The 23,848-nt window shown below is 52.1% G+C and carries 17 protein-coding genes; 4 read left to right on the top strand and 13 right to left on the bottom strand.

Annotation, left to right across the window (positions count from 1 at the left end; all coding sequences use genetic code 11):
• Positions 1–47 precede the first annotated feature (47 nt).
• Complete coding sequence (locus tag GLW01_RS00550) at positions 48–1,472, top strand: phosphomannomutase (protein WP_160897752.1); 1,425 nt, start codon at positions 48–50, stop codon at positions 1,470–1,472.
• Between the two features lie 70 nt (positions 1,473–1,542).
• On the top strand, positions 1,543–3,462 hold the full coding sequence (locus tag GLW01_RS00545; RefSeq protein WP_160897751.1) for a hypothetical protein: 1,920 nt from the start codon (positions 1,543–1,545) through the stop codon (positions 3,460–3,462).
• 239 nt (positions 3,463–3,701) lie between these two features.
• On the opposite strand, the gene GLW01_RS00540 is transcribed toward GLW01_RS00545, so the two are convergent.
• The 12 genes from GLW01_RS00540 to GLW01_RS00485 all read right to left on the bottom strand — a co-directional run bounded on the left by GLW01_RS00540 (position 3,702) and on the right by GLW01_RS00485 (position 20,918).
• Positions 3,702–5,951 carry a hypothetical protein gene (locus tag GLW01_RS00540; RefSeq protein ID WP_160897750.1) on the bottom strand — a complete coding sequence of 750 codons (2,250 nt, stop codon included), beginning with the start codon at positions 5,949–5,951 and terminating at the stop codon, positions 3,702–3,704.
• The gene (locus tag GLW01_RS00535; protein ID WP_160897749.1) at positions 5,948–6,826 is read right to left on the bottom strand and encodes a hypothetical protein; all 879 of its coding nucleotides are present in this window, start codon (positions 6,824–6,826) and stop codon (positions 5,948–5,950) included. The genes GLW01_RS00540 and GLW01_RS00535 overlap by 4 nt, the downstream gene beginning before the upstream one ends.
• A 1-nt stretch (position 6,827) precedes the next feature.
• Positions 6,828–7,463, bottom strand: a complete 636-nt coding sequence (locus GLW01_RS00530; protein WP_160897747.1) for a class I SAM-dependent methyltransferase — start codon at positions 7,461–7,463, stop codon at positions 6,828–6,830.
• Between the two features lie 21 nt (positions 7,464–7,484).
• On the bottom strand, positions 7,485–8,432 hold the full coding sequence (locus GLW01_RS00525) for a glycosyltransferase family 2 protein (RefSeq protein ID WP_160897745.1): 948 nt from the start codon (positions 8,430–8,432) through the stop codon (positions 7,485–7,487).
• 44 nt (positions 8,433–8,476) lie between these two features.
• Entirely contained in the window at positions 8,477–9,616 is a 1,140-nt protein-coding gene (locus GLW01_RS00520) for a glycosyltransferase family 4 protein (RefSeq protein ID WP_160897744.1), read from the bottom strand.
• 69 nt (positions 9,617–9,685) lie between these two features.
• Entirely contained in the window at positions 9,686–13,012 is a 3,327-nt protein-coding gene (locus GLW01_RS00515; protein WP_160897742.1) for a glycosyltransferase, read from the bottom strand.
• Positions 13,013–13,015: 3 nt separating this feature from the next.
• On the bottom strand, positions 13,016–14,257 hold the full coding sequence (locus GLW01_RS00510) for a class I SAM-dependent methyltransferase (protein ID WP_160897741.1): 1,242 nt from the start codon (positions 14,255–14,257) through the stop codon (positions 13,016–13,018).
• Positions 14,254–15,474 carry an ABC transporter ATP-binding protein gene (locus GLW01_RS00505; RefSeq protein WP_160897740.1) on the bottom strand — a complete coding sequence of 407 codons (1,221 nt, stop codon included), beginning with the start codon at positions 15,472–15,474 and terminating at the stop codon, positions 14,254–14,256. The genes GLW01_RS00510 and GLW01_RS00505 overlap by 4 nt, the downstream gene beginning before the upstream one ends.
• Positions 15,474–16,265 (bottom strand): ABC transporter permease, encoded by a 792-nt coding sequence (locus GLW01_RS00500; protein WP_160897738.1) that lies wholly within the window; start codon positions 16,263–16,265, stop codon positions 15,474–15,476. Before GLW01_RS00500 ends, GLW01_RS00505 begins: the two co-directional genes overlap by 1 nt.
• Positions 16,252–17,676: a mannose-1-phosphate guanylyltransferase/mannose-6-phosphate isomerase gene (locus GLW01_RS00495; protein WP_160897737.1), complete on the bottom strand. Its 1,425-nt coding sequence runs from the start codon at positions 17,674–17,676 to the stop codon at positions 16,252–16,254. The genes GLW01_RS00500 and GLW01_RS00495 overlap by 14 nt, the downstream gene beginning before the upstream one ends.
• 8 nt (positions 17,677–17,684) lie before the next feature.
• Positions 17,685–18,827: a glycosyltransferase gene (locus GLW01_RS00490; protein ID WP_160897736.1), complete on the bottom strand. Its 1,143-nt coding sequence runs from the start codon at positions 18,825–18,827 to the stop codon at positions 17,685–17,687.
• Between the two features lie 111 nt (positions 18,828–18,938).
• Positions 18,939–20,918, bottom strand: a complete 1,980-nt coding sequence (locus GLW01_RS00485; RefSeq protein WP_160897735.1) for a nucleoside-diphosphate sugar epimerase/dehydratase — start codon at positions 20,916–20,918, stop codon at positions 18,939–18,941.
• A gap of 406 nt (positions 20,919–21,324) precedes the next feature.
• Here GLW01_RS00485 and GLW01_RS00480 point away from each other — a divergent pair, with 406 nt between their 5' ends.
• A complete protein-coding gene (locus GLW01_RS00480; protein WP_160897734.1) occupies positions 21,325–22,347 on the top strand; it encodes a DUF2333 family protein in 1,023 nt (340 codons plus the stop codon).
• A gap of 206 nt (positions 22,348–22,553) precedes the next feature.
• Positions 22,554–22,913, top strand: a complete 360-nt coding sequence (locus GLW01_RS00475) for a rhodanese-like domain-containing protein (protein ID WP_151441239.1) — start codon at positions 22,554–22,556, stop codon at positions 22,911–22,913.
• Between the two features lie 2 nt (positions 22,914–22,915).
• Here the strand turns inward: GLW01_RS00475 and GLW01_RS00470 are convergent, their stop codons facing one another.
• Positions 22,916–23,647: a Crp/Fnr family transcriptional regulator gene (locus tag GLW01_RS00470; protein WP_160897733.1), complete on the bottom strand. Its 732-nt coding sequence runs from the start codon at positions 23,645–23,647 to the stop codon at positions 22,916–22,918.
• Positions 23,648–23,848: the final 201 nt, after the last annotated feature.

The raw sequence follows: 23,848 nt of genomic DNA, 5'->3' as shown, positions 1-23,848 counted from the left end.
TATCATCCTCACCCTGATGACAACTCGAAAAGGAACGCCCTAAACCCATGGCTGCACCCCAGACTACCGACCGGATCATCACCAACAGCCAGATCAACTTCGGTACCAGCGGTGCCAGAGGCCTGGTAGAACAGTTCACGGATGACGCCTGCGCCGCTTTCACCGTCGCGTTTCTGGGCCAGATGCAGTCGCGTTTCCAGTTCCAGCGCGTCGCCATCGCCATCGACCGCCGCCCGAGCAGCCCTCAGATGGCCGCGGCCTGCGCCGGCGCTGCCCAGGCCCTCGGGCTTGAGGTGGACTATTACGGCATCCTCCCGACCCCGACCCTGGCTCTCCAGGCCATGAGCGACGGCATTCCGGCGATCATGATCACCGGCAGCCACATCCCCTTTGACCGAAACGGCATCAAGTTCTATCGGCCGGACGGCGAGATCAGCAAAGCGGATGAAGCCGGTATCCTCGATGCCGATCAACCCCTCCCGCACTACCAGCCGGCCTTGCCGGAAGCCTCCCCTCAGGCCAGAACCCACTACATCCAACGCTACACCAGCCTCCATGAACCGGACGCCCTGAAAGGGCAGCGTATCGGCCTCTATGAGCATTCCGCTGCCGGGCGCGACATCAACCGGGAGATTCTGGAAGCCCTAGGGGCAGAGGTGGTTTCCCTGGGCCGCACGGATGAGTTCGTCCCCATTGACACCGAAGCGGTCTCAGAGACCGACCGCGCCCAGGCACGGGAATGGGCCAAAACCCATCACCTGGACGCCATAATCTCCACGGATGGCGATGGGGACCGCCCCCTGGTGGCTGACGAAAACGGCGAATGGTTGAATGGCGACATTCTGGGCCTTCTGTGCGCACGCAGTCTGGGTATCGAGGCCATTGCGACCCCGGTGAGCTGCAACACGGCCATCGAGCTCAGCGGGGCTTTCAGGAAAGTCAGCAGGACCCGCATCGGCTCGCCTCATGTTATCGAGGCAATGGGCCACCTCGCCCAGGAATACAAAACGGTCGCGGGCTTTGAGGCCAATGGCGGTTTTCTGCTTGAAACCACCCTACAAATCGGATCCAGAACCCTGCGAGGACTTCCAACCCGGGATGCCGTCCTTCCCGCGCTGACGGTTCTGGCCGAAGGCACCAGCCAGAACAACCCCCTCTCCCAGTTACTCGAAGATCTACCAAACCGTTACACGGCGAGCGACCGGATTCAGAATTTTCCACCCCAAGAAAGCCGGGCTCTAATCCATCAGTGGGAGAACGATCCAGGTTCCTTAAGCGAAAAACTGGAATTAGGCTCACCAATAAAACTTATAGACACAACCGACGGCCTGCGTGCAACTCTCAGCAACGGATGGATCATTCATTTCCGTCCCTCAGGCAATGCTCCCGAATTGCGCTGTTATTGCGAAGCCGAGACCATCGAAGCGACTCAAACTCTTTTAAGAAAGTTGCTTCATGTCCAGAATTCTTAACCAAGAAAACCTCTAATTTCAAATTCAGTTACCCGGCTGTCCTTAAACTTTCAATAAGCTTCAAAACCGCATGAACCAATTCCATGATTTTTTGTTAGTTTTGAGTGCCACCCTGACAGGCCCTTTAATGCTGCTCGCCTTGTTCGGCAACGGCCACCTCACATTAAGATTCATTCCATGTGATTTTGATACACCATTAAAGAATTTAATTGCCATCGTAATCGGCGCGATCGTATCAACGCTCCTATTATTCTTTTTCCTAGTTGTCGGAGCTTTATCTAATTATTTTGTTATAGCATCGTTCCTGACCGGTTTAGGCTATAGCGCCTACCTATATTCAAAAAATCCTTTTCAACCTTTCAGACATCAACTTCACTATCTGGATCCTGAAAGATTCAAACTACTTCGCATTCTGATGATAGCAGCGATATCAATAAGCGCTGCCATTATTTTCATTTCCAAAACAGCATCACCAATATTGCATGGGGATGCGGAACGCTACCATATCGCCCTCCCTTTACATTTTCTCGAAGCCGGACGAATTCTGCGTTTCCCCGAGATACTCAACTGGGGCGTATACTTGGCGTTCGATATTTCTCATGCACTTATCCCACAGGTGTTGTTATTTGACGACTACCCGGACATGGCTCTCCTCGCAATAAAGTCATATAACGCAAGCTTTTCCCTTCTCCTGTTCCCAGTCACCTATTTCTTAGCCCGCTCAATGGGCCTCAACCGATCTTTTTCATTACTTGTATGTCTTTCATTATTTACAATAGGCTCCACTTATAGGATCGGATTAGGGAAAAACGATATCCCAAGTGCCGTTATAGCGCTTTTGGCATGTACGTCTCTGCTCCAAGCTTATAAACGAGAATCAAGGCATTCTATCTATATTAGCTTCGTACTTGCAGGGTATGCTTCTGCTGCAAAACTCACGGTTGCTTTTCCGGTGCTCCTGTTTTTTATCGGAGCTACGGCTTTATACTACCGGACTCGCGCCCTAAACAATATTCGTGAACTAGCCCGCTCAGCACTAGCTTTCATGCTTCCGTTGACTCCGTGGCTCGGTTACTCATTCTGGTCGCGAGGAAACCCGATTTATCCCATTGGAACGAGTTTCAGCGACTTTACTCAATCTCTGTGGGATGAGAGAAACTCCAACGGTTTGGAACTGGATTTTCTATCTTATATATCCAATGTTTGGCGTTTATTATTGGACACCTATCCCGTCTCTGGCAACGACAGTATAGGTGCGCTTGCGTTAGCAGGCATTTTTATATGCGTATTTATAGTAGCAATTAAAGCTTGCTTACTAAAAATAACGTTCAAGGACACCCTTTGCATCGCCGCCGTAGCATTCCTCATAATATTCAGCATTGACCGCTTTGAAGGGCGATTTCTTACACGGTATATATTGTTATCGGTAATAATTTGCTTAGTTTATGCATTTGGACTTGTAGAAAGAGCAAAGCCTAGAGCGTCTAAAACGACTTTAATCGTACTCGCCACAACTTTATTTGCATTCTCGTTCTATAATGTTGGATACCCGCAGTTGTCGAGGGCCTATAGCGAAATCGGGAGCGGCTTTTACGGGTCAATATTTAGCCAAAAATGCGGCCCAACTTGTTCCTTAAGGGAAGTTTTGTCTAAAAGAGGAGGGATATCAGCATACAAAAGAGCTTTAGATCTTGCTCAAAACGGGCCGGTAATTATAAATGATGGCGATAACATTTTTCTTAAAGATCAATTTATAAACATCCACCCACTTCATAACACCAAGATTCTTAACGAAAATACCTCCACCTCAGATCTTGACCATTTCGCCGAAGAAAGAGAGGCATGCGTCGCTTTGGTAAAAAAAGGCATTTCGGGGATGCCTCCAATTTATCTTGAGTGGTTTAACTCCAGTTGGTCCTATATCACCACCGAAGCGGGACTACATCTTTATATCCACAATACATGCCAGAGCATACACCTCAAAAATTGATAGTGAACGCACCGAGTAACGATATCGTCGCCAAAGCAAACCCATTCTTGACGGGTGTTGGGCCTTCCTTATTGCTTCCTTTTACCCAACGAGTTACTCGTACTGAGCATTAAAGGCTCTTTCTAAAATTAAGGGACCAATTGACCCACATTCGAAATGCATTAAGCCTTTTCCATGCAGTACTCAAACTTCAAACACCCCCTCTAAACAATTAATACTCAAGGCAGAAGCCTGAAAAGTCATTGAACCACAAGACTTTTCAGGCCAAGCGCGAGTTTTCGCGAATCACTGTTAATTCCCAATTTTGCTGGCGCCTCCGCATCAGGAAATTCGAACCTTATCTTCAACATATTTTCTATAGTTGAATTATCTTTCATTTTATCGGAAATCTCCAGCTCAAAACCATGATCCTCATGGTCTAGGGTAATACTCTCAACAAAAACATCGTTAACACTAATATGTATATTTTGCTTTTTTAGATGTTTACCAACAAAAGGAATAGCATCAAATTTTACCGAGCTGGCCCTTCCACTGCCCAAGGGTAAAATCAAAGTCGCTTGCCCAGCGTTCGACCATGTTCCCCAACTCTCAGGGTACGACCACCCTTCCCATAAATAACCTTTTCCATCACCGCTTTCGTTAAACCTTAACTTTTGGTTTAATTCAACAGGAGCAGGGTAATAAAAGTCCTTTAAAATCCGATCTTCCAGTACATTTTTTTCAGCTAATTTAGCGCCTTTTTTAGAAAGTCTAACGACTGAATAAAACGGGCCTTCCTCAATAGATAGAAATTCGCGATCTCCAATATCCGCCAAGATTTCTTGTACCTTTGATTTATTGTCGAGCTTGATCGGCCAACGATGCGCCGCATCCAACAAGTCAAAATAAGGCAGCACAACAGCATCTACTAACCCTTGGCTAAGCAATAGCAACATACGACCATCAAACCGCTCGTCGTAGGCTCCCATCACAAAGCCCTTCATTGTTTCCGGCCAATGCTTGGAAGCTTGGGACAAATTCTTATCCCCACCAATGTTATAGGTGTAAATGTCCAACGCTCCGGCTAGATAATTAACCATAAAATCATTACGATATGGAAGAAAAACAACTCTCTCATTTTCTCTCAAGGTGTTATCAAGAGAGCCAACCAAATCATTATGCGCAGAAATCAGCGCTTCCCTATTGGAAACACTTGATTGATAGCGGCTTTGAACATCTGGAATATTTAATACCACGACACCAAAAGCCAGAGCCATTGAAATAGTGGATACATCTTTTCTATTGCTGGAAATCCCGCAAACTAAAAGTAGCCAAGCTCCCAAAACTCCTAGAGCTATCCAACGATAGCTCGCCCTCATGTTTTGAAAGCCGGGCAAATACCCAGAGAGAAGAGAAGACCCTGTTGGCACCACTGCTTCTTCACTTGGCATCGAACGCCCTAAGTCTTCAGATTGTTTAACTGAAGCTACTTTAAGTGAAGGCCCCAAAGACATGTAGAACCCAAATAGGGCAATCACCAAAAACCCAGTCACAATCCGCTGACTTTTCTTTATTTTAACCCAAATCCAAAATGCGGCTAAAAAAATCGGCAAGGAAAAGGTCGTTTTCCAAACACTTGAATCGCCGAAATACTCATTTCCTGACCGAGTAACGCTCAGACCTAAAAGATCTGGAATCCAGTGAATTCCTTGGGTAGGCAAAGCAAAGAAGATCAGGTCCGCGCCCCACCCTCGGAAAAAGTCCATTGGGTAAGCCTGGAATTGGGTTTTTCCAATATACAAAGCATATAGAAGATAGGCGATTCCAAAGCCCGCAACATGTATCCAGACAGCACGCTTTAACAGATAAGCCCGGTCTTCTGGGTTCAGAATAAACCGTGAAATAACCAGAAAGCTAGATCCACAAGCAAACATCATGAAACTGTATCCATCCATAAATACAGCCAGAATGCAAACCAAACAATAAAACAAGGACCTAACAAAAAACGATGAATTGTTTTGTTGATGCTGCAAAAACAATTTGATCGCTGCCCAGAAGTATAATGGAAGCAGAGCAAAACCGAGAGACAACATCGCATAGCCGGCGTGGGCCCAAACGACAGGCATGGTTAACCAAACGACCCCCGCTAAAATTGCTCGATAAAACCCACTCCCAAATAAATAACTGATCTTCATTGCCGCATAAAAAGATAATAAAAGCCAAACAGCGGCCATGGCTGAATACGCATCTCCAGGACTAAGCCCCATCCGGATAAACCAAGACGTCGGCAAAGCTCCAGCGAGACCGAATGCCATAGGAGCTGGCTCAGGCATTCCAAAATTAGTTGCATAGATCGAAAATAAGGAGTCATTTACGAAGGACATGGCAAATCCCATACTCCAGACAGGGATCCCTAAGGCAGGAACTCCTAAAAATGGAATCGCACCGTAAACGAGGAGAATGAACGATACTGCCACCACTAGAACTGGCAACTTAACAGAACTACTCATTCCTTACCCCCGATAAAGTAACTCGACAGAAAATATAAAATATCTCCCAAAATCGTCACCATGCGCCCGATTAATACCGCGAGTATGAGCGCAGGCTCATTTACAATCCCACCGACAAGATAAAGTAATACGACCTCCCGTACCCCTAAACCGGCCGGAGATCCTGGTGTTACTAACCCGGCCAACCAAGCTAATATGTAAGCTCCGCATACGGGAATCCAAGGTATTTCACTTTGAGTGGGGTAGCCATCAGAGACCAACTCCAAGACAACCACAAATAACGAACCGGAGACCGCCAAAAAGGCGGAATAAGCTCGAAATGCGTTAGAAATATGGCGATCAAAGAGATGATTCAGGAATATACTTACTAGAAGTATAGCCAACCCCAGAAAAAATAAGAGAAGCCAATAAGGGATAGCCGGAAAAAAAATAGAGACAACAACAATACCAAAAAGAGCGCCAGATAGGGATAGCAGACTCAGTTCCCAACCAACGGATTTTGCAAGAAGAAACCCGTCGACCCCCCCGGCCATGGCCATTGCCTGGCGCCCGGCGAACTGGAAGATGTTGCCGGGCATATACTTAGCAAGTTGAGAAATGCCGTATACTCTTTGGGCCCAATGAAAAGAAACACTTTTATCAAACCTCAAAAGAATGCAGCCCCAACCATAGCCAAGGAGAAGGTTGGCGGCTCCATAAATCACTGAAGACAAAGCAATGACTAACCAATCAGAGCTTTCGAACCTCTCGAAGTCTACTTTGCCTCCAAACTCCCACAACCGTGAACCAACAAATATAATCGCCCCAACGGCGATTAATGTTCCTGCCCATCGCAGAAACTTCTTTAATTGGTTCTTACCGATTGATTGAAGCAATTCAGATCTTCGCCCTACAGAGCAACATAGTCCAGGGCAAGGGGGTCCGAATTTCTTCTACTTGAAAAAACCTCGAAACCAGTCCGACAAACTTCTTCGTCGACCAATGTTGAAGATGCCCCGGCGTATTCCCTAGCTCTGTTATATACTTCCCTCGGGCTAAATTAAGGACTCTCCAAATAGGTTCTCGCGGTACACTGACAATAAGGTGCCCTTTCACGATACCCTGAAGCGCTTCTAACGCCGCTTCAGGGTTATCAAGGTGCTCCATGACTTCACAGCAAACAACCAAATCTGCTTGATCCCGATCGGCTTTCAGGTCGTAAACGCTAAGCTGTTCAAAAAGGGTATCCGAGATCCCCTTTTTGTTAGCATTTTGAATTGCCATATCAATAATTTTCGACGAAAAATCGGTTCCACGGACTTGCATTCCTTGCTCATGCCAACGCAGAACCCAAAACCCTTCGCCACAGCCAACCTCGTGTATTGACTCAGGCCTGGACTTATCAACAAGCTCCGATAAGGTCTGATCAAACCCGCGCATCAATTTCCGTGCTATTGGATTTTTTGTTCCATATTTATCGAACGTATTTCCAATAACAACACCGTCTTCAGTGAGACCGCCAGAAACTTTCATCTTAGCCTAAACCCCGCACATTTATGATTTCGTTCTTTTGTTATCGCTATTCAGTCGGTAGCGAATCTCTTCTGACAGCTTTCTGTTTGCAGCCAATAAATCGGCCAAAAAAGCTACTAGTATCGTTTGAAACCCCATGATAAGCAGTGCCGCTGCTAGGATCAGAGACTGCACATGCCCCTCTCCGTCGCCTATCATGTAATACCCCATAAACCGCAGCCCTATGAGGAAGCCCAAGCCAAAAAGAATACCGCCAATAGTTCCAAAAAACCGAAATGGACGGTAAATTACAAAGATACGGATGATAGTAAAAATACTTCGTTTAATATAAGAAGGAATGCTTTTGAAAAGCCTTGAAGGGCGCAGGTCTTCATTCACTCGAACCGGAACCGAGGAGATCGCCATGTTTTTCTGCCCAGCTTGGATTATGGTTTCAAGAGTATAAGTGTAATCGTTGAAAACCATCAATTGTTGGGCTGCACGACGACTCATAGCCCGGAAACCGCTGGGCGCATCCGGAATATCAGTGTTGCTGGCCATTCGAACAACTCCACTCCCAATCTTCTGAAGAAGCTTCTTTATCGGAGAAAAGTGTTCGATATCTTCTATAGGACGAGCCCCCACAACAATGTCGGAGCTTCCCTCTAGAACAGGGGCAGTGAGCGCAGGAATATCATCGGCGTTATACTGATTATCGGCATCGGTGTTAACGATCACATCCGCACCCAGATGCAAGCAGGCGTCCATCCCGCTCATGAAGCCTTTAGCCAACCCTTGGTTTCTAGTATGCCGCACAATATGATCGACACCATTTTCGCGAGCAATGCTCGCAGTTTCATCGGTACTGCCATCGTCAATTATCAGCCACTCGACTTCATCAAAGCCTTCGACTTCCCTTGGGAGAGCAGAAAGCGCAACAGCTAGAGTCCCCGCCTCGTTATAGCAAGGGATCTGGATTATCAGCTTCACAACTTCACTCCTGTTAAACGGATTGTTCTTATACAGCATTGCAGTCAAGGCTGTGTGGCATGGTACGCCATCCGGGTTCCAGCAATACACTCAGCCCAACTAAAACATTCGCTTCGTGCGCTGCCATCACTGATGAGCCGGTTGCGCAGGACTTGCTCTTCGAGAACGGAACGAACCCCATCAGCCAGCCCAGGGACATCCTCCACTTTCTGGCATAACGCAGCGTCCCCCGCGACCTCTGGCAACGACGCCGCATCTGAACAGACCACTGGCACCCCGGACTGCATCGCTTCCAGAATAGGCAGCCCAAAACCCTCATAGAGAGACGGAAATGCGAACAGCCGTGCTCCAGAATACAGAAGGGGTAGATCCTGAGCAGGCAGAAAGCCCAGGTACTTGGCCCACCCTTCCCGTTCCGCATCCTTGATGCGTGCGTGTATGTCATCGCTCTGCCACCCCCAGTAACCGCTCAGTACCAGTGGCCAGCGTTGGCGCACTGCTTTTGGTAGCTGCCGATACGCGTCCAGAAGACTTTCCAGGTTCTTACGGGGCTCAATGGTTCCCACAAAAAGCGTGTAACCCTGATAGCTCAAGCCGTGGCGTTTAAGGAAGGGCTGCAGTTCTTCCTCTCCTCGAGGCCGGAACTCAGGGCCCGCAGCCAGCGGCACGGCATGAATCTTCTCCAGCGGCCACGCGGCAAACTCAGCGAGTTCCCGGCGGATGAACTCTGAAGGCGTAATCAATGCATCCGCCGAATCCAGTGTTTTTCCCAGCTCCTTCTGGAGATATCTTACTTTGATCGGATCCTGTGTTTCCGGCCACTTGAACGCTGATAGATCGTGGATCGTCGCAACCTTCCGGCCTGGAAACGGCGGCAGCGAAAAGTTGGGGCCGTGGTAGATGAAATCCTCATGTCCACGCAGTGAGTAAGCCCGAATCAGCGGCATAAGGCGGCGATACAGTTCCATCGCCGTTCCACTTCTCTGGATCAGGCGCTTTAGTCCATGGGAGCTGGTGGACTCGTGGGAGGGTACCGGGAGGTGATCCATGAACCGTGTGCCGGAGAACAGCTTCAGGGACTCAAGGTCCTCACTTTCCTGCAACCCTTTCGCCAGCTCATAGGTATAACGGCCAATGCCGGTCAGGGGGAACCGAACGGGTTCAACCGAGAGTATGACGTTCACGCATCCCCCATCGGCATATACTCAAGAAGGTTTTATATCCGAGGCTCCTGGCTAGCCAATACATATTGCTCATTGCACCTCTTTATTTCTTACCTTTTTTAAACCACTACTATTCTTCTTTTTATGCAAAGCAATTTCCATAAGATTTTGTGCGCTCTTTTTCCAAGTTCGCCACGGCATCTCATCCGAGCGCGGATGGCCACCTTCTTGATAAAGTTCTAGCCATTCCTTGATCGCATCGGCGAGCTCTTCAGAACCATTATTATTGAAATAAAAAGCGTGATTCCCGGCAACCTCCCTGAAAACTCGAATATTACGCGCTATTATAGGCATTCCGTGTTGCGCCGCTTCAATCAGCGGAAGCCCAAACCCTTCCCCATAAGACGCCGCGATAAGGCAGCTACTGGCAGCATACACCTCTTCCAAATACTCATCACTAATCCCTTCAAGCCAGAACAAGTGTCGGTCAGTCTCCGGGTGATTTCTCAAGCATCGTATGGTTTCCGGGATATCCCTCCGCTCTTCTTCCGGTAATTCTTTCCAGCCTTCATTGCCAACAATGACCAAGTTGGCTTCTACTCCTTGCTCCCACAAAGAGGAAAACGCGTTAATAACCTCCAAACACCCCTTTCGTGGCTCAATTGTCCCTACCATAAGAAAACTCGGCCTTGCAGTGATCTTGGCAAGCTTTTCTCCCGCATCCCTTGCTAGACCACGGCTGGGCGCAGAACTACCGACGTCTGCGCCGTGATGTGATGAGAATATTAAAAATGGCCGCCTGCCTGAATATTCGATTCCATGCTCCTGCAACCATTGCGAATAGTCTTCCGCCACAGTTTCTGTAACACCAATGATTCCATCAAAAGTTGATAAAGAGTAAAGCCATTCTTCATGCACCTCACCTGCCCCTTTCGGGAAAACCTCAGGCATTCTAACGGGTAATAAGTCGTGAACCATAAAATACACAGGAATACCTAAGTCACGATAGTTGTCGAACAGGCCTTGTTTCTGTGCTTGAACCAACTCAATTCCGCAAAGATCCAAACCAACCAGAACGTCTCCTGATTGAGGTGAAATGATTTCGTCGTTGCCAGCTTTCCATGGGCATTCGATAAGATTTAAAGTGTACCGACTGGCCAAACGATGCCGCCATTGCCCATTAACGAAGTCCAAATATACTGGCTCAACCCTGACATCATTTTCACTAATTTCGAACATTGCCAAAACGAGTGCCCGCGCTACTCTTTCTATTCCAGTCCCAAGATCATTGCGACAGGTGGCACTTATATCTACATATAATGTCGAACAAGGCTTTTTCTCGGGAAGACTCCATGCAATCGACTCTGCTATTTCGGTTAATTCAACTCCACCAACCTCGTCAGAATCTTTCGCCTCACTTACCCGTCTAATTAAAGATTCTAGTACATCCCATTTTTTTCCATAAAATTGCTCGATAGCTTGATGGTAAAGGCCTGCACACTTCTTTGGGTCATGTTGTTCTACTAATACTTCTCGAGCGCGCTCAACCATTGCTTCCCGCCGCTGCTCGTCATCTATTAGCACCATCAATGCATCTTGTAGCTGACCCTGGCCGAAGTCGTCGGGTAGCATCCAAACACTATCTTGATCAAGTTCACTCATAGACCCATTAGCGTTAACGACGACGGGCACTCCATGATTCATACAGTCAAGTACTGTACCAGAGGTTTCTCCACGGGAAAGCGTACGGAGCTGAACGGCCAAATCTGCTGCGTCAAGATATTGATGAAAAAGATTATGGGATGCAAACCCTGTAATTCGTACCTTGTCTTTCAATCCATTTTTCTTAATAATCTGTTTTAACTCTCTAGAATATCTATCATCATTATCTTGACCTACAAAAATTAGATATTTTTTGGGATCGTTCGCCAAATTTGCATTTAGCCAACTCTCGACAACAGCTTTATTACACTTTGTGGGGCCAATAACTCCAAAACAGCAGACAACCAAATCTTGCTCTGAAAATCCCAGCTTAGTCTTTGCATCCCGCTTACCGTTTTCAATTTTTGGAATTGCTGACCGTAGATGTGGTATTACGCTCCAATTCTCCGTCACCGATTCTTGATACCATTTGCCTGCAAGCTCCTTTGAATACTCGGAGTGAGAAATAATACCAACTGCCTTTTTTAGAAACTCAAAGTTAACAGGGTAATCTTTAACGCCTGCATGAACATCGTAGCTTCCTGCCCTAAAAGCTTTGTAACCATGATCCTGATAAAGTGCTCGGCTCCATACCCTCTCGAATCCACCTTTTTCTTCGAGCCAATACATCAAATCACCCAGATAGAAGTCATGTAGAATGACCGTTCCTGGTATCTCTCTTATTAAGGAGAACATATGGCTGTGAAAAACGGAATTACCTAGATGGTAAATTACTCTATCCATTTCTGAAGCATGACGCCGAAACCAGGCTACCCCCCTAACGCTCACACGCTGTCCATCGACTCGTGAGGTATCAAGATTTTCTTCAGCTGTTATCGCCGTAATATCGTAATGCTCTGCTAACGCAGGCAGTAATTCCGCGCTGTAATCCGCAATGCCCGTCCCTTCAGGTGGGAGCGGTGACACATAAGCCATACGGGGTTTAGCGTCCGATTCCCGCATCTTGCTCACTACATTTCCTTGAACTAACGACTCCCATGCCGCTAGCGCCTGTTCAACGGCAGACCTAAAGGCGTGACTTATGCGCTCCCAATAATTGCTTCCCAATTTCTGAGGCTGTGTATCTAACTCTGCGGCCTGGTTCGTATTAGTAGAAAGCTCAAGTATCCTGACATGCGGGTCCTCCAATAGAGCCTCAGAAAGTGACGACTCACCGCCTGCCTCTGAGAGGGTCGTACATATAGCACACCCCTTCAGCTGCTGTAGTTTGTCAGGGGCAAACCGATCATAATTTAAACGTGAGTTTTCAGATTTATCTGAAGCTGCAAAGAAATCGGTCCGAGACAACATTACACTGACCGGAGTCGTTGTATCGAACCGACCGATGCTCGCAACAGCGTTACCCTCTTCAATAAGGGAGAAACTACTGATATGAACTAAATCCGGATCCAAGCTTGCCAAAAATGCCTCGCGCACGAGTTCAGCAACGTTCCGCCGAACGTCACTCTCCCTCCCCTCACCGCTTAGAGGCTCCAGCGGCCCATACCAGATTCGGATTTTCTCCTGTGGAAGCACGTCATCGAAAGCCGCCCTTATGGGTTCAATTGTGTGAGATAGAAGCCCATTTAGCGCAAGGATGACATCATTCTTCCCCCGATTGCGCACCACCGCTTGGGCAAATGCCATTGCCTGATGGCCAGCTCCGTTTGACTGAACTTCCGTCTGCGCGCCCTGCATATCGATGACAATGCGCATTACTTATTCTCGCTCCTTATCTTTCTCCACAGAATAGGCTTTCAGATCTTGGTATATTTGCCTAGCCTGCGGATTGAGGTGCGCCAGTTCAGGAGGAATATCCTCAGATGCAACAGGCGATCCCCTATGCGCAGCGGCAATTCTGATTAACCGTGTACGCAAGCGCGGCGACAAAGTCAGGATTTTCTCAATAATCCTTTTCAATCGAGGTCGACGGTTCACGTAAAGAAGTGCATGCCGAAGAATCAGTGCTGGCTTCTCACTTTCTTTTAAAGATCTCAACTGACCTCTCGACTCACTTAGAAACCTTAGTGGTGCAGTAATTCTCCAAGAGGTACTGTTTTTCAACGCTTCCATCTTACGCTGTTCAGCATCCACCCTTTCCTCGGCCTCTGCTGCTCTTTTTTCGGCGTCATTAACTTTGCGTTCAGCATTTCTCGCCCGTTCTTCTGCTCTGTAAGAGATATCTATATTTTTGTCCGTTCGGTCTTCCAGTGCGTTGAGTCTATTATCCAATCGACTGGTAAGATCGTTCAGACTAACCCCATACTCGTGGCCAAAAGCTGCCCTGAAGTGCTCCAGAACCGATGACTCGCCGCCTTTCTGAGCGACTATTGCATAGTCTGGACTAACTCCTTCCAGCCACTGCTGAACACTGACATCATCTCCCATCGATAGGTCTTTCGGCTCATGAAGCCTAAGCGTTTTAGTGCTATGAAAACCATAGTATTCGGCGACAAACGATAGAAGCTCTGGAGGGATTGGTTTATTATGGGTTGGATCAAAGTGAAAGCTGTAGGTAGCGACCTTAATATTTTCAGGATTAGGTGTTTCCATGATCAGAACACCTCCAGGCTTTAAAACCCGTATTGCCTCATCGATAAAGCTACGCAAATCATCGAAAGAAATATGTTCGACTACATGAAACGCGGAAAGAACCACTTCTGATTCATCCGGCAGACCTCTAATGTACTCGATCATATCCCCTTTCTCAGCTCGCAGCTGTAATTCTTGGCAAGCTGCAAGCATCCCCTCATCAAGATCGACTCCACTGGCGGAAAAGCCAAGATTGGAGAGATATTCAAGCCACTCGCCCCTGCCGCATCCAAAATCTACAGCCGATGGGCATTCCCAAATTTTCAAAAAAGGAAGGAGAAAAGGTTGGTAGGCACTCAGTTTTTCCTGAATATCTTCCCTTGAACCACGATACTTTTCCTCAAATGCTCGATAGAAGTCATCTGTCATGGAAGCCACCTGACCTTCGGAGGGAGCCAAGCAACACCGACGAACGGTTCTTTCGAGGTATTGATGACAGAGAAAACAAGAACACGATCTCGCCACTCATAACTTTTCGCTACGTGAGTATCGCCTGCATGAAAAGCGATAGTCACGGAATAACTCCCCTCCCCAATACATAGCCCGAAAGCAAAGTCTATGGTTATATCTTGCCCTTTATCGAGATGGTTCAAAACTGACTTATGATGGAAGGTATTAGTACCGAAAACTGGCTGACCTAAGCGATCCTTAATCAGGTACCCAACGACCAAGTTTTCAATACTATAGACGCACCTTGCGCGTATCCGCAGGGATACAGATTGACCTACGGAACCAACTTCAATCGCTTGCTCATCGCTATCCAAGAGTTCAGCGGAAAGCAGCGTGACATCGCCAGTCCCCGAAATGGTCTGTGTTTTACCATCTTCCTGTACGGTCTGTTCAACCTTGTAGTTTTCCCTTTCAGCCAAAAGCGCATTGTAGAAATCCATAACTGATTCTGGCTCTCCCTCCATGGCGAGTTTACCTTCACTCAAGAGTACTGCCCGATCACAGATCGACTGGATAGCTGCCTTGTCATGGGACACAAGCAACAGTGTAGTTCCCTGTTCAGTGTAATCCCGTATACGATCAAAACTTTTGTGCTGAAAGTAGGCATCTCCCACGGAGAGTGCTTCGTCTACAATGAGTATATCCGGCCTCCTTGCCGTGGCGACACTGAAAGCTAAACGCATCTGCATGCCGCTGGAATACATCCGGACAGGCCGGTCCATATAATCACCTATCTCGGCAAAGGCTTCGATTTCCGGCATCATTTGCTCGATTTCCTCAACCGAATGGCCCAGAAGCTGTGCGGACATGTAGGCGTTCTGTCGTCCGGTAAAGTCGTCATCAAACCCCATGCCGAGTTCAAGCAGGGCTGCAACCCGGCCCGTCATTTCCACCGAACCCGTTGTGGGCATGGCAGTGCCGGTGATCAGCTTGAGCAGCGTACTCTTACCCGCGCCGTTCATACCGGCGATGCCCACAGCCTCACCGGGGCTGACGGTGAAGCTGATGTTCTGCAACACCCAGATGAGCTTATGCCTCTGCCTGTGACCCGGAAGCACCCACTCTGCCAAACGGGCCCATTCGTTAGGATACTTTTTATAGGCTTTGCCCAAGCCCTGTACTGTGATCTGACCCATCAGAGCTCATCCACAATTTCACCGGAGTGTTTACGGAACAGGCGCATACCCGCCACACAGAAGAACACGCCAAGCAGAATAACCGGGATCAATGCATGCCAGTCTGGTAGTTCTGCCCTCGCAAAAATGGTCTGGTAGGCTCCCATAAGGCCGACCATAGGGTTGTACGCCAAGAGCTCTCGCGCAGACTCAGGCACAATATTAGCGGGGTAGACGATTGGCGTGAGCCAGAACCAGAACTGCAGGATAACGCCCATCGCCTGGCCTACATCCCGGAAAAACACATTCAGCACGCCGAGCGTGATGCCCAGCCCCATCGAAAAAACAAGCTGTACGATCAGAACAGGAATAACTGCAAAGTACACGAGTCCCGGGAAGGTGCCGGTGACAACCAGAAAAGCCGTAAAAAGGGCGAAGATGATGGCGAAGTCCAAAAGAGCAGTCAGCCCAACGGTTGCCGGAAGGCAAAGGCGCGGAAAACTAAGTTTTTTCAGCAAATCCCCATGCGCCAGGAAGATATTTTGCCCACGGTTAATGATATCTAGAAAGAGACCCCATGTGATTATACCCGAGCACAGATAGATGCTGTAACCGAAGCTGTGCTCTACCCCCGGAAGCTTGGCCTGCAGGATCTGCGAAAATATGACCGTGTAGACCACGATCATCGACAGGGGCTGGATCACCGTCCAGATAGCCCCGAGCAGGGAGTTGAGATACCGGGACTGGAACTCGCGCTTCACACTGCCGAGGATGAAGCCCCGATAGGCCCAGAGTGCCTTAAGAGCGCCCATAGGTATCCTCAAATCGTACAATGTCATCCTCGCCCACGTAGGCGCCGGACTGCACTTCCACCAGCTCCAGCGGAACCTGGCCTGGGTTGCTGAGCCGGTGAGTGGCGCCAATGGGGATGTAGGTGGACTGGTTTTCCGTCAGAAGCTTCTCCTCGCCGTTGCACTCGACAATGGCAGTCCCTTTGACCACCACCCAGTGCTCGGCACGGTGATAATGCATCTGCAGGGAGAGCTTCTCGCCGGGTTTGACCGTGATGCGCTTAACCTGGAACCGGTGCCCACCGTCAATGGACTGGTAATCACCCCAGGGGCGGAAGACCCGGGCATGGGCGTGATGCTCGGTCCGGTCGCCATTCTTGATGGCTTCCACCACTTTCTTGACATCCTGAACCCGATCCCGGTTTGCTACCAGCACGGCATCCGCCGTCTCCACGATCACGGCATTCTCCATCCCAACGGCGGCGACCAGCCGGCTCTCGCCACGCACGTAGGAGTTACGCGTTCCGTGGGTTACCACATCACCAATGCAGACATTGTCGTCCTCATCCCTGGGCTCCGCTTCCCAGAGTGCGGACCAGGAGCCAAGATCGCTCCAGCTGGCATCGAAGGGCACAACAGCGGCCTTTTGGGTATGCTCCATGACCGCATAGTCGATGGATTCGTCCGGGCATGCCTCGAAGACTTCCGCCGGAACCCGATCGAACTCCGGGTCCTGTGGCATGGCCGCTACTGTCCGCTCGCAGGCTTCATAGATGTCCGGCCGGTTGTTGCGCAGCTCTTCCAGGTACGCGGAGGCGCGGAACATGAACATGCCACTGTTCCAGTAGAAATTGCCTGCGGCCAGGAACTGCTCAGCGGTTGCCTGATCCGGCTTCTCCACGAAACGGCTCACGGCAAGCGCATTGCTGCCCTCACTCAACGGAGCGCCGGCCTCGATGTAACCAAAGCCGGTCTCCGGGCCGGTAGGCACCACCCCGAAGGTAACCAGTTGACCGTCCGCCGCAGCCTCAGCGCCCTGTTGAATAAGCGTGGTAAAGCGCTCATCGTCATCGATCAGGTGGTCGGAAGGAAGCACAAGCAGCAGCGGGTCCGCGTTACGCGCGCGCTGCTGCATGGCGACCATCGCCACCGCAGGGGCGGTATTACGCCCAAAGGGCTCAAGCATGATCCGGTCGAGCGCCATGTCTGCCTGGCGGGCCTGTTCGGCCACGATGAACCGGTGCTCTTCGTTGCAGACCACGACGGGGGCCTGTGCGTTAACCCCGGCAGCACGCTGCAGGGTCTGTTGCAGCATGGTCTGATCACCGGTTAACCGGATGAACTGCTTCGGCATGAGGCTTCGTGAGAGCGGCCAGAGCCGTGAGCCGGTGCCACCGGCCAGGAGAACGGGGAGAATGGATGCGTCCTGCATGGAGACGGTTACCTGTTATTTGTCGGGTTTTGTACGGGTTCTGAGCCAAGCAGCTGTTGGTAGAGTGCCAGATAGTGCGCACCCACCTGACTGCCGGCAAATACGTTGTCCAGGCGCTCACGCCCGGCCTTGCCCATGTCGCGGGCCTGCTCCGGGGCCTGTTCAAGGTTGCGCATGGCCTGGGCCAGCGCGTGGGGATCACAGGGCGGGACCACCAAGCCGGTTTCACCATGGCGGTTAACATAGCTTGTGCCCGTGCCGATGTCACAGGTGATCAGCGGCAGGCTGTGAAGCTGCCCTTCCAGAAGCGTAACCCCAAAAGCCTCTGAGCGTTCACAGGAAGGGAAGACGATGGCCCGCGCTTTCGCCATAAGCCCCTGTTTGACTTCGTCACTGACAAAACCCGCGAACATCAGGTTGTCAGCACCAAGGGCATCTGCCTGCTCCCGGAGCCGCTTTTCCTCGGGCCCGCGCCCTGCGATCACCACGGGGAGCCCTGTTTCTGCCGCAGCCTCCACCAGATACCGCAACCCTTTATAATAGCGCAGCACGCCAATGAACAGGAAGAAGTCACTGCCAAAGTCACTCTCGACTTGCGCCAGTGCCTCCGCAGAGGCCGGTGGATAGCTTTCTGGACAGAGTCCGAGCGGGATCACCTCGACGGGCTGCTTAGCGCGCTGCAACAGCCGGCTGCTGCCGGCGTAATCCGGCGAGGTCGCTACAAACCGCGCCACGTGCCTGAAAAAAAGCCACCGCAACGGGGCATAGAGTCGCTCCAGCGCCCTCTGGCGGATGATATCCGAATGATAGGTGACCACCACTGGTTTGCGGCAGCCGGACAGCAGATGGACAAGGTCGGCGAAGGGCCAAGGATAATGAATCTGGATCAGATCCGCCCACTCTGCCTGCTCACGGTAGACCCTGAAGGCCTCCAGCCCCATGGAACAGGATGCGGGTTCTGCCTGTATGGGCACGCGGATGACGGTCGCTTCCGGTCGCTCCAGTATTTCGACTTCCCTGACCGGGGCCATGGTCACGATTCGATGCTCCACCCCCAGCTCACCGGTGGCCAGGCAGATCTGGTGAATGGCCTCTTCTACGCCGCCATGGGTGTCCGGGAGATAGGTACGATAGAACTGGAGAACTCGCATCAGCGAATGGGGTCCGTCAACAGTGCCCTGTAGGAGTGGAGCGCAATTGTACGTCACAGAACACAGACCGCAAGGACAACCCAGGCGGCTGACCGTCACGTGGAGAAATCGTCACCCGAAGATGCGGCGGATGGTGTCGCTGATGTCAGCTGCATTACTCATGGGAAGGGCATTGCCACCATTAGACCATACGATGTCCTGCACGTCGTGATTGGGCTGGTACCCCGTTGGAGCGGCCTTCAGAAGCTCTACAACACGGTGGCAGTCAAAACCCTGACTGGCCAGCATCAGTTCTTCCAGTAGTTCTTCGAGCTGGGACCATTCCATCGAGCTCTCGCGAGCCTTCATAACGCGCGGGTGCTCCGTGCCCCGGGGATCATCACCAATTAAAAGCTCTTCGTGGAGCTTCTCGCCGTGGCGCAGGCCACTGAAAATGATCTCAATGTCGCCGTGCTCGTTATCCTCGCTCTTCTCGGTCAGCCCCATGAGATGGATCATCCGCCGCGCCAGTTCCGCAATGCGCACGGGTTGCCCCATATCCAGCACGAACACTTCACCACCCTCACCCATGGTTCCCGCCTGCAGTACAAGCTGGCTTGCCTCAGGGATCGTCATGAAATAGCGGGTGATATCCGGGTGGGTAACGGTCACAGGGCCACCATTACGGATCTGTTCCCGGAACAGCGGGACGACGGAACCAGACGAGCCAAGCACGTTCCCGAAGCGCACGATGGAAAAGACCGTCTTACCCTGACGTTGGGCCAGCCCCTGCAGAACGAGTTCCGCCAGCCGCTTGCTTGCTCCCATGATGTTGGTGGGCCTTACGGCCTTATCCGTGGAAACAAGCACAAACTTCTCCACCCCAGCGGCAATGGCAGCCTCCGCCGTATACCAGGTACCGAACACGTTGTTCTGTACACTCTCGATAACGTTCTGCTCCACCAGCGGCACATGTTTGTAAGCTGCCGCGTGGTAAACAACACTGACCCCCAGAGCGCGGATCACACTTTCACACCGCCGCCGGTGGATAACACTGCCCAGCAACGGGTGAATGGATACCGCGATATGCTCTTTATCACGGATACTCTGGAGTTCTCGCTCAATACGGTAGAGCGCGTATTCAGACTGCTCGAAAAGGACCAGGCCAGCAGGGCCCTGGCGGAGGATCTGTCGGCACAGCTCAGAGCCGATGGAGCCGCCCGCACCAGTGACCATGACCACTCGCCCACTCAACGACTCCGCCAAGTGCTCATTGCGGTAGCGAACGGGCTCACGGCCCAGTAGATCCTCAACATCAAGATCACGCACATCAGTGATACGCGCCCTGTCTGTCACCAGTTCCGTGACCGGGGGAACCGTTTGGACGGGCACCGGGAGGCCTTCAAGATCGCGGAGAATCTCACGCCGCTCCACCGTGGCGTTTTCATCAATGGCGAGCAGGATCCGCTTGACCTGATGCTTGGCGACGGCCTTGCGGACATGTTCCAGATCGTAGACGGGCAGACCATTGATCGTGGTCTTGTGATTGTCCGGCTCCAGGGTAATGAAAGCCACCGGCCGGTACTCAATGCCCTGATTGAGCGCGGAAGCCAGCTGAAAACCGGTTTCGCCTGCGCCCACGATGAGTACAGGCATTTTCCCGAAGTGTCTGGGACGGTTGAGCAACCGGCGAACACCGAAGCGGGTCCCTGTCACAAACAGGAAGGTGAAGGCGCCATAGAGGAATGGGACCGAGCGGGGCAGCTCGACCCGCAGCATGAAAGCACCGGCGATCAGAAGCAGAGCGGAGCCTGTCACCCCCGCAAGGACGGTAAGCAGGGCACGCTCACTGAGGTACCGGATGATGGCCCGGTAAAGTCCAAGTCTGCCAAACAGGAATACGGTGACGATGGCAATCGCGGGAAACAGCACCCAGTAACCGGGGTCTTCAGGGCGAAAGAAGGTCTCCAACCGCAACGAAAAAGCCGCCCAAAGCGAGAGCATGATAAACACGGCATCCGATATGGCGGAAACCAGACGCTTCTGTGGCCGATCCAGCGCGGCGAACTGTGAAAAGACATGCCTGAACAGGTAAGTGATGCGTCTGAACATGGGGCCCGGTCCTGTGACTAATTCACAAGAGTGTACCAGTAACCCCGAATTTTGCCTCGAACCTGCGTCGGTTCCATTGGTCACTTTTCTGTAATATCGCGAGCGGGGCTCGCTCCTACGGGGGGACGAGGATTCCAAGACTGTAGGAGCTTGCCTCGCAAGCGATCCCGGCCTATCGCGAGCAGGGCTCGCTCCTACAGATGACGAGGGCCCCGAGACTGTAGGAGCTTGCCCTGCAAGCGATCCCTGGGGTTTCGCGAGCAGGGCTCGCTCCTACAGGGGGTGATGATCGCGCCAGCCACCCTGACGGATTCCGGGATCGCGGGAAGTCAGTTATCCTTGCGGCTGTGCGGTAATCAACGATGAAGGGACCCCTATGGGAACGATAAGACGGAAGATGCGGGCGATGACCAACCGGATCCGGATGCCGAGGCTGCGCGCCCGGGGCATGATTATGACGCCGCTGGTGGTGGGGCTGGCCATTGCGATGGCGCTGTTTGTGATCTCGTTCTGGCCCGACAGCAGCCCGGAGGCGCCGAAACAGGATGCCATTGAGGAGGCCTTCACGGCCGAGTCCGATCAGGACAAGCCGCCCGTGGGCTATTACACCACCGAGTCGCTGATCCGTTCCCTGGACGTTATCGTCAACAAGCGCGGCGGCTTCCTTTCCAACGACGTGCTGCCGCCCTTTGTGCTGATGGACAACATCGCGGCCTGGGAGACGGGCGCGATCCGCCAGGCGCGGGATCTGTCACTGGCGCTGCGCAATGACGTCTCGCGCTCCCAGTCACAGTCGAACGAGAACCCCAACCTGGTCCAGGCCCAGATCCTGCTGAACAACGACAGCGAGCGCTGGATCTTCCCCTCCGCCGAGGGCAAGTACAACGACGCCATTGAGGAACTCAGGGCGTACCGGGATGACCTGGCGGATCCGGACACCGCCCGCGGGGATTTCTACGCCCGTGCGGACAACCTGGCCACGATCCTGGACCTGATGAACAAGCGCCTGGGCAGCATGTCCCAGAACCTGGCGGCCAGCGTGGCGGAGAAGCGCCGGGCAACAATGCTGGCCAATGACCCCAGCGCGACTGCCGCCAAGGCCCAGCCAGTGGAGCAGGTGAGCCAGACGCCCTGGATGCAGGTGGACAATGTGTTCTACCAGGCCCGCGGCACCACCTGGGCGATGCTGGTCTATCTCAAGGCCATCAAGCGCGACTTCCGCAGTGTGCTTGAGGACAAGAACGCCATGGTCAGCCTGGACCAGATCATCCGGGAGCTGGAATACACCCAGCGCTCGCTGACCAGCCCGATGGTGCTCAATGGTTCCCAGTTCGGGATGGTTCCGAACTATTCGCTGACGATGTCGTCCTATCTGACCCGCGCCAATGCCGGGCTGATCAATATCATCAGCCTGCTGCGGGACGGCTGAGCCGCATGACCCCGTAGGAGCTTGCCTCGCAAGCGATATCTGGATCCATCGCGAGCGGGGCTCGCTCCTACAGAAGCTTGGGTTGTAGGAGCTTGCTTGCAAGCGATACCTGGATCATCCCGAGCAGGGCCCGCTCCTACAGTTAGGGGAAAAGGGGTTATTATGGGCGACGCTCATCCCGCACCAGACCATAAGGAGCCACTACCATGAGCATCCGCACCCTCCCCGAAATCGTTGCCGAAACCAAGGCCAATCTTCACTGCCTCACGCCGGAAGCCGCCCGCAGCATGCTTGAGGACGAGCCGAATGCGCTGGTGATTGATGTGCGCGAGCCGGGCGAGGTGAGCGAGAAGCAGGCGGCGGGTACCATCAACCTGCCCCGGGGCATTCTGGAGATGAAGATTCCGGAGTACACCACTGACCCGGACACCCCCATCTTCCTGCACTGCGCCACCGGTGGCCGTGCCGCGCTGGCTGCGGAAGCGCTTGAGCGGCTGGGGTTCCGGAATGTCAGCATCATCGACTGCAGCTGCGATGAGGTGATGCAGGCGCTGGGCGCCGCCTGAGGTTACAGGCAGCGCTCTTCCAGTGCCCGGCGGTCCGGGATAAACAGGCGGCCGCGGCGCAGCTCGAATACACCCTCCTCGGCCATGTCCCGCATCAGCCGGGAGAGGGTTTCCGGCTGCATGGCCAGGCGTGTGGCGATCTGGTTCTGGGGCAGGGGCAGCTCCACCTCGATGTTGTAACGCTGGTCGTCCGGCACGAATTCCAACAGGTAGCGCATCACCCGCTGCACGCCCCGCCGCACCGTCATCACCTCCAGATCCCGGAACCGCTGGACCATGCGTGAGGCATACTGGCGCAGCAGCAGCTGGCTGTAGGCCGGGTTCCGTTCGAGGATCGCCCGGAAACGATCCGTGGGAATAGCCAGAAGCTCGGTCCGGCGCAGCGGTTCGGCGTAGGCCACATAGCGGGCCGGGTCCGCGTAGATCATCACATCCGCGAACACCTCCCCCGGGCCGTGACTGTCCAGGGTGCGTTCCTGGCCGGTGGTGTCCAGCCGGTACAGGCGCAGCCGCCCGCTCACCACATAGAAGAACTCGTAGGCCGGTGAATCCTGCTTGTACAGCACCTGCCCCCGACGCAGCTTGAGCAGACGGATGCTTTCCCCGAGATCCTCAAAATCCCGACGCGACAGGCCATTGAACAGCGGATGCTGGCCCAGCAGCGCCATGCCGGAGCCCGGGTTCTGGCACCGCTCGTCATCTTCCCGCGCAAGGGTCTGGATGTCGTCGCTCATGCAGTCATTCATACCAGGGAATCATCGTAAGCTATAACGTTATTGTCCAATATGCACTTTATCAATGGATAAGGGGGTCTGCCTCTTGCCCTGATGGCTGAGCAGGCTATCCCCAAATGGGTAAGACGCTTCCCTTCAATGTAGGAGCGAGCTTGCTCGCGATATCCCCGTGTCGCTTGCGAGCAAGCTCCTCCTACAGAA

The organism is Vreelandella halophila, assembly GCF_009856365.1.
Taxonomy (GTDB): Bacteria; Pseudomonadota; Gammaproteobacteria; order Pseudomonadales; family Oleiphilaceae; genus Halospina; species Halospina utahensis_B.
The sequence above is the reverse complement of the archived record's forward strand: the minus strand, read 5'-3'. Positions and strand labels throughout refer to the sequence as shown.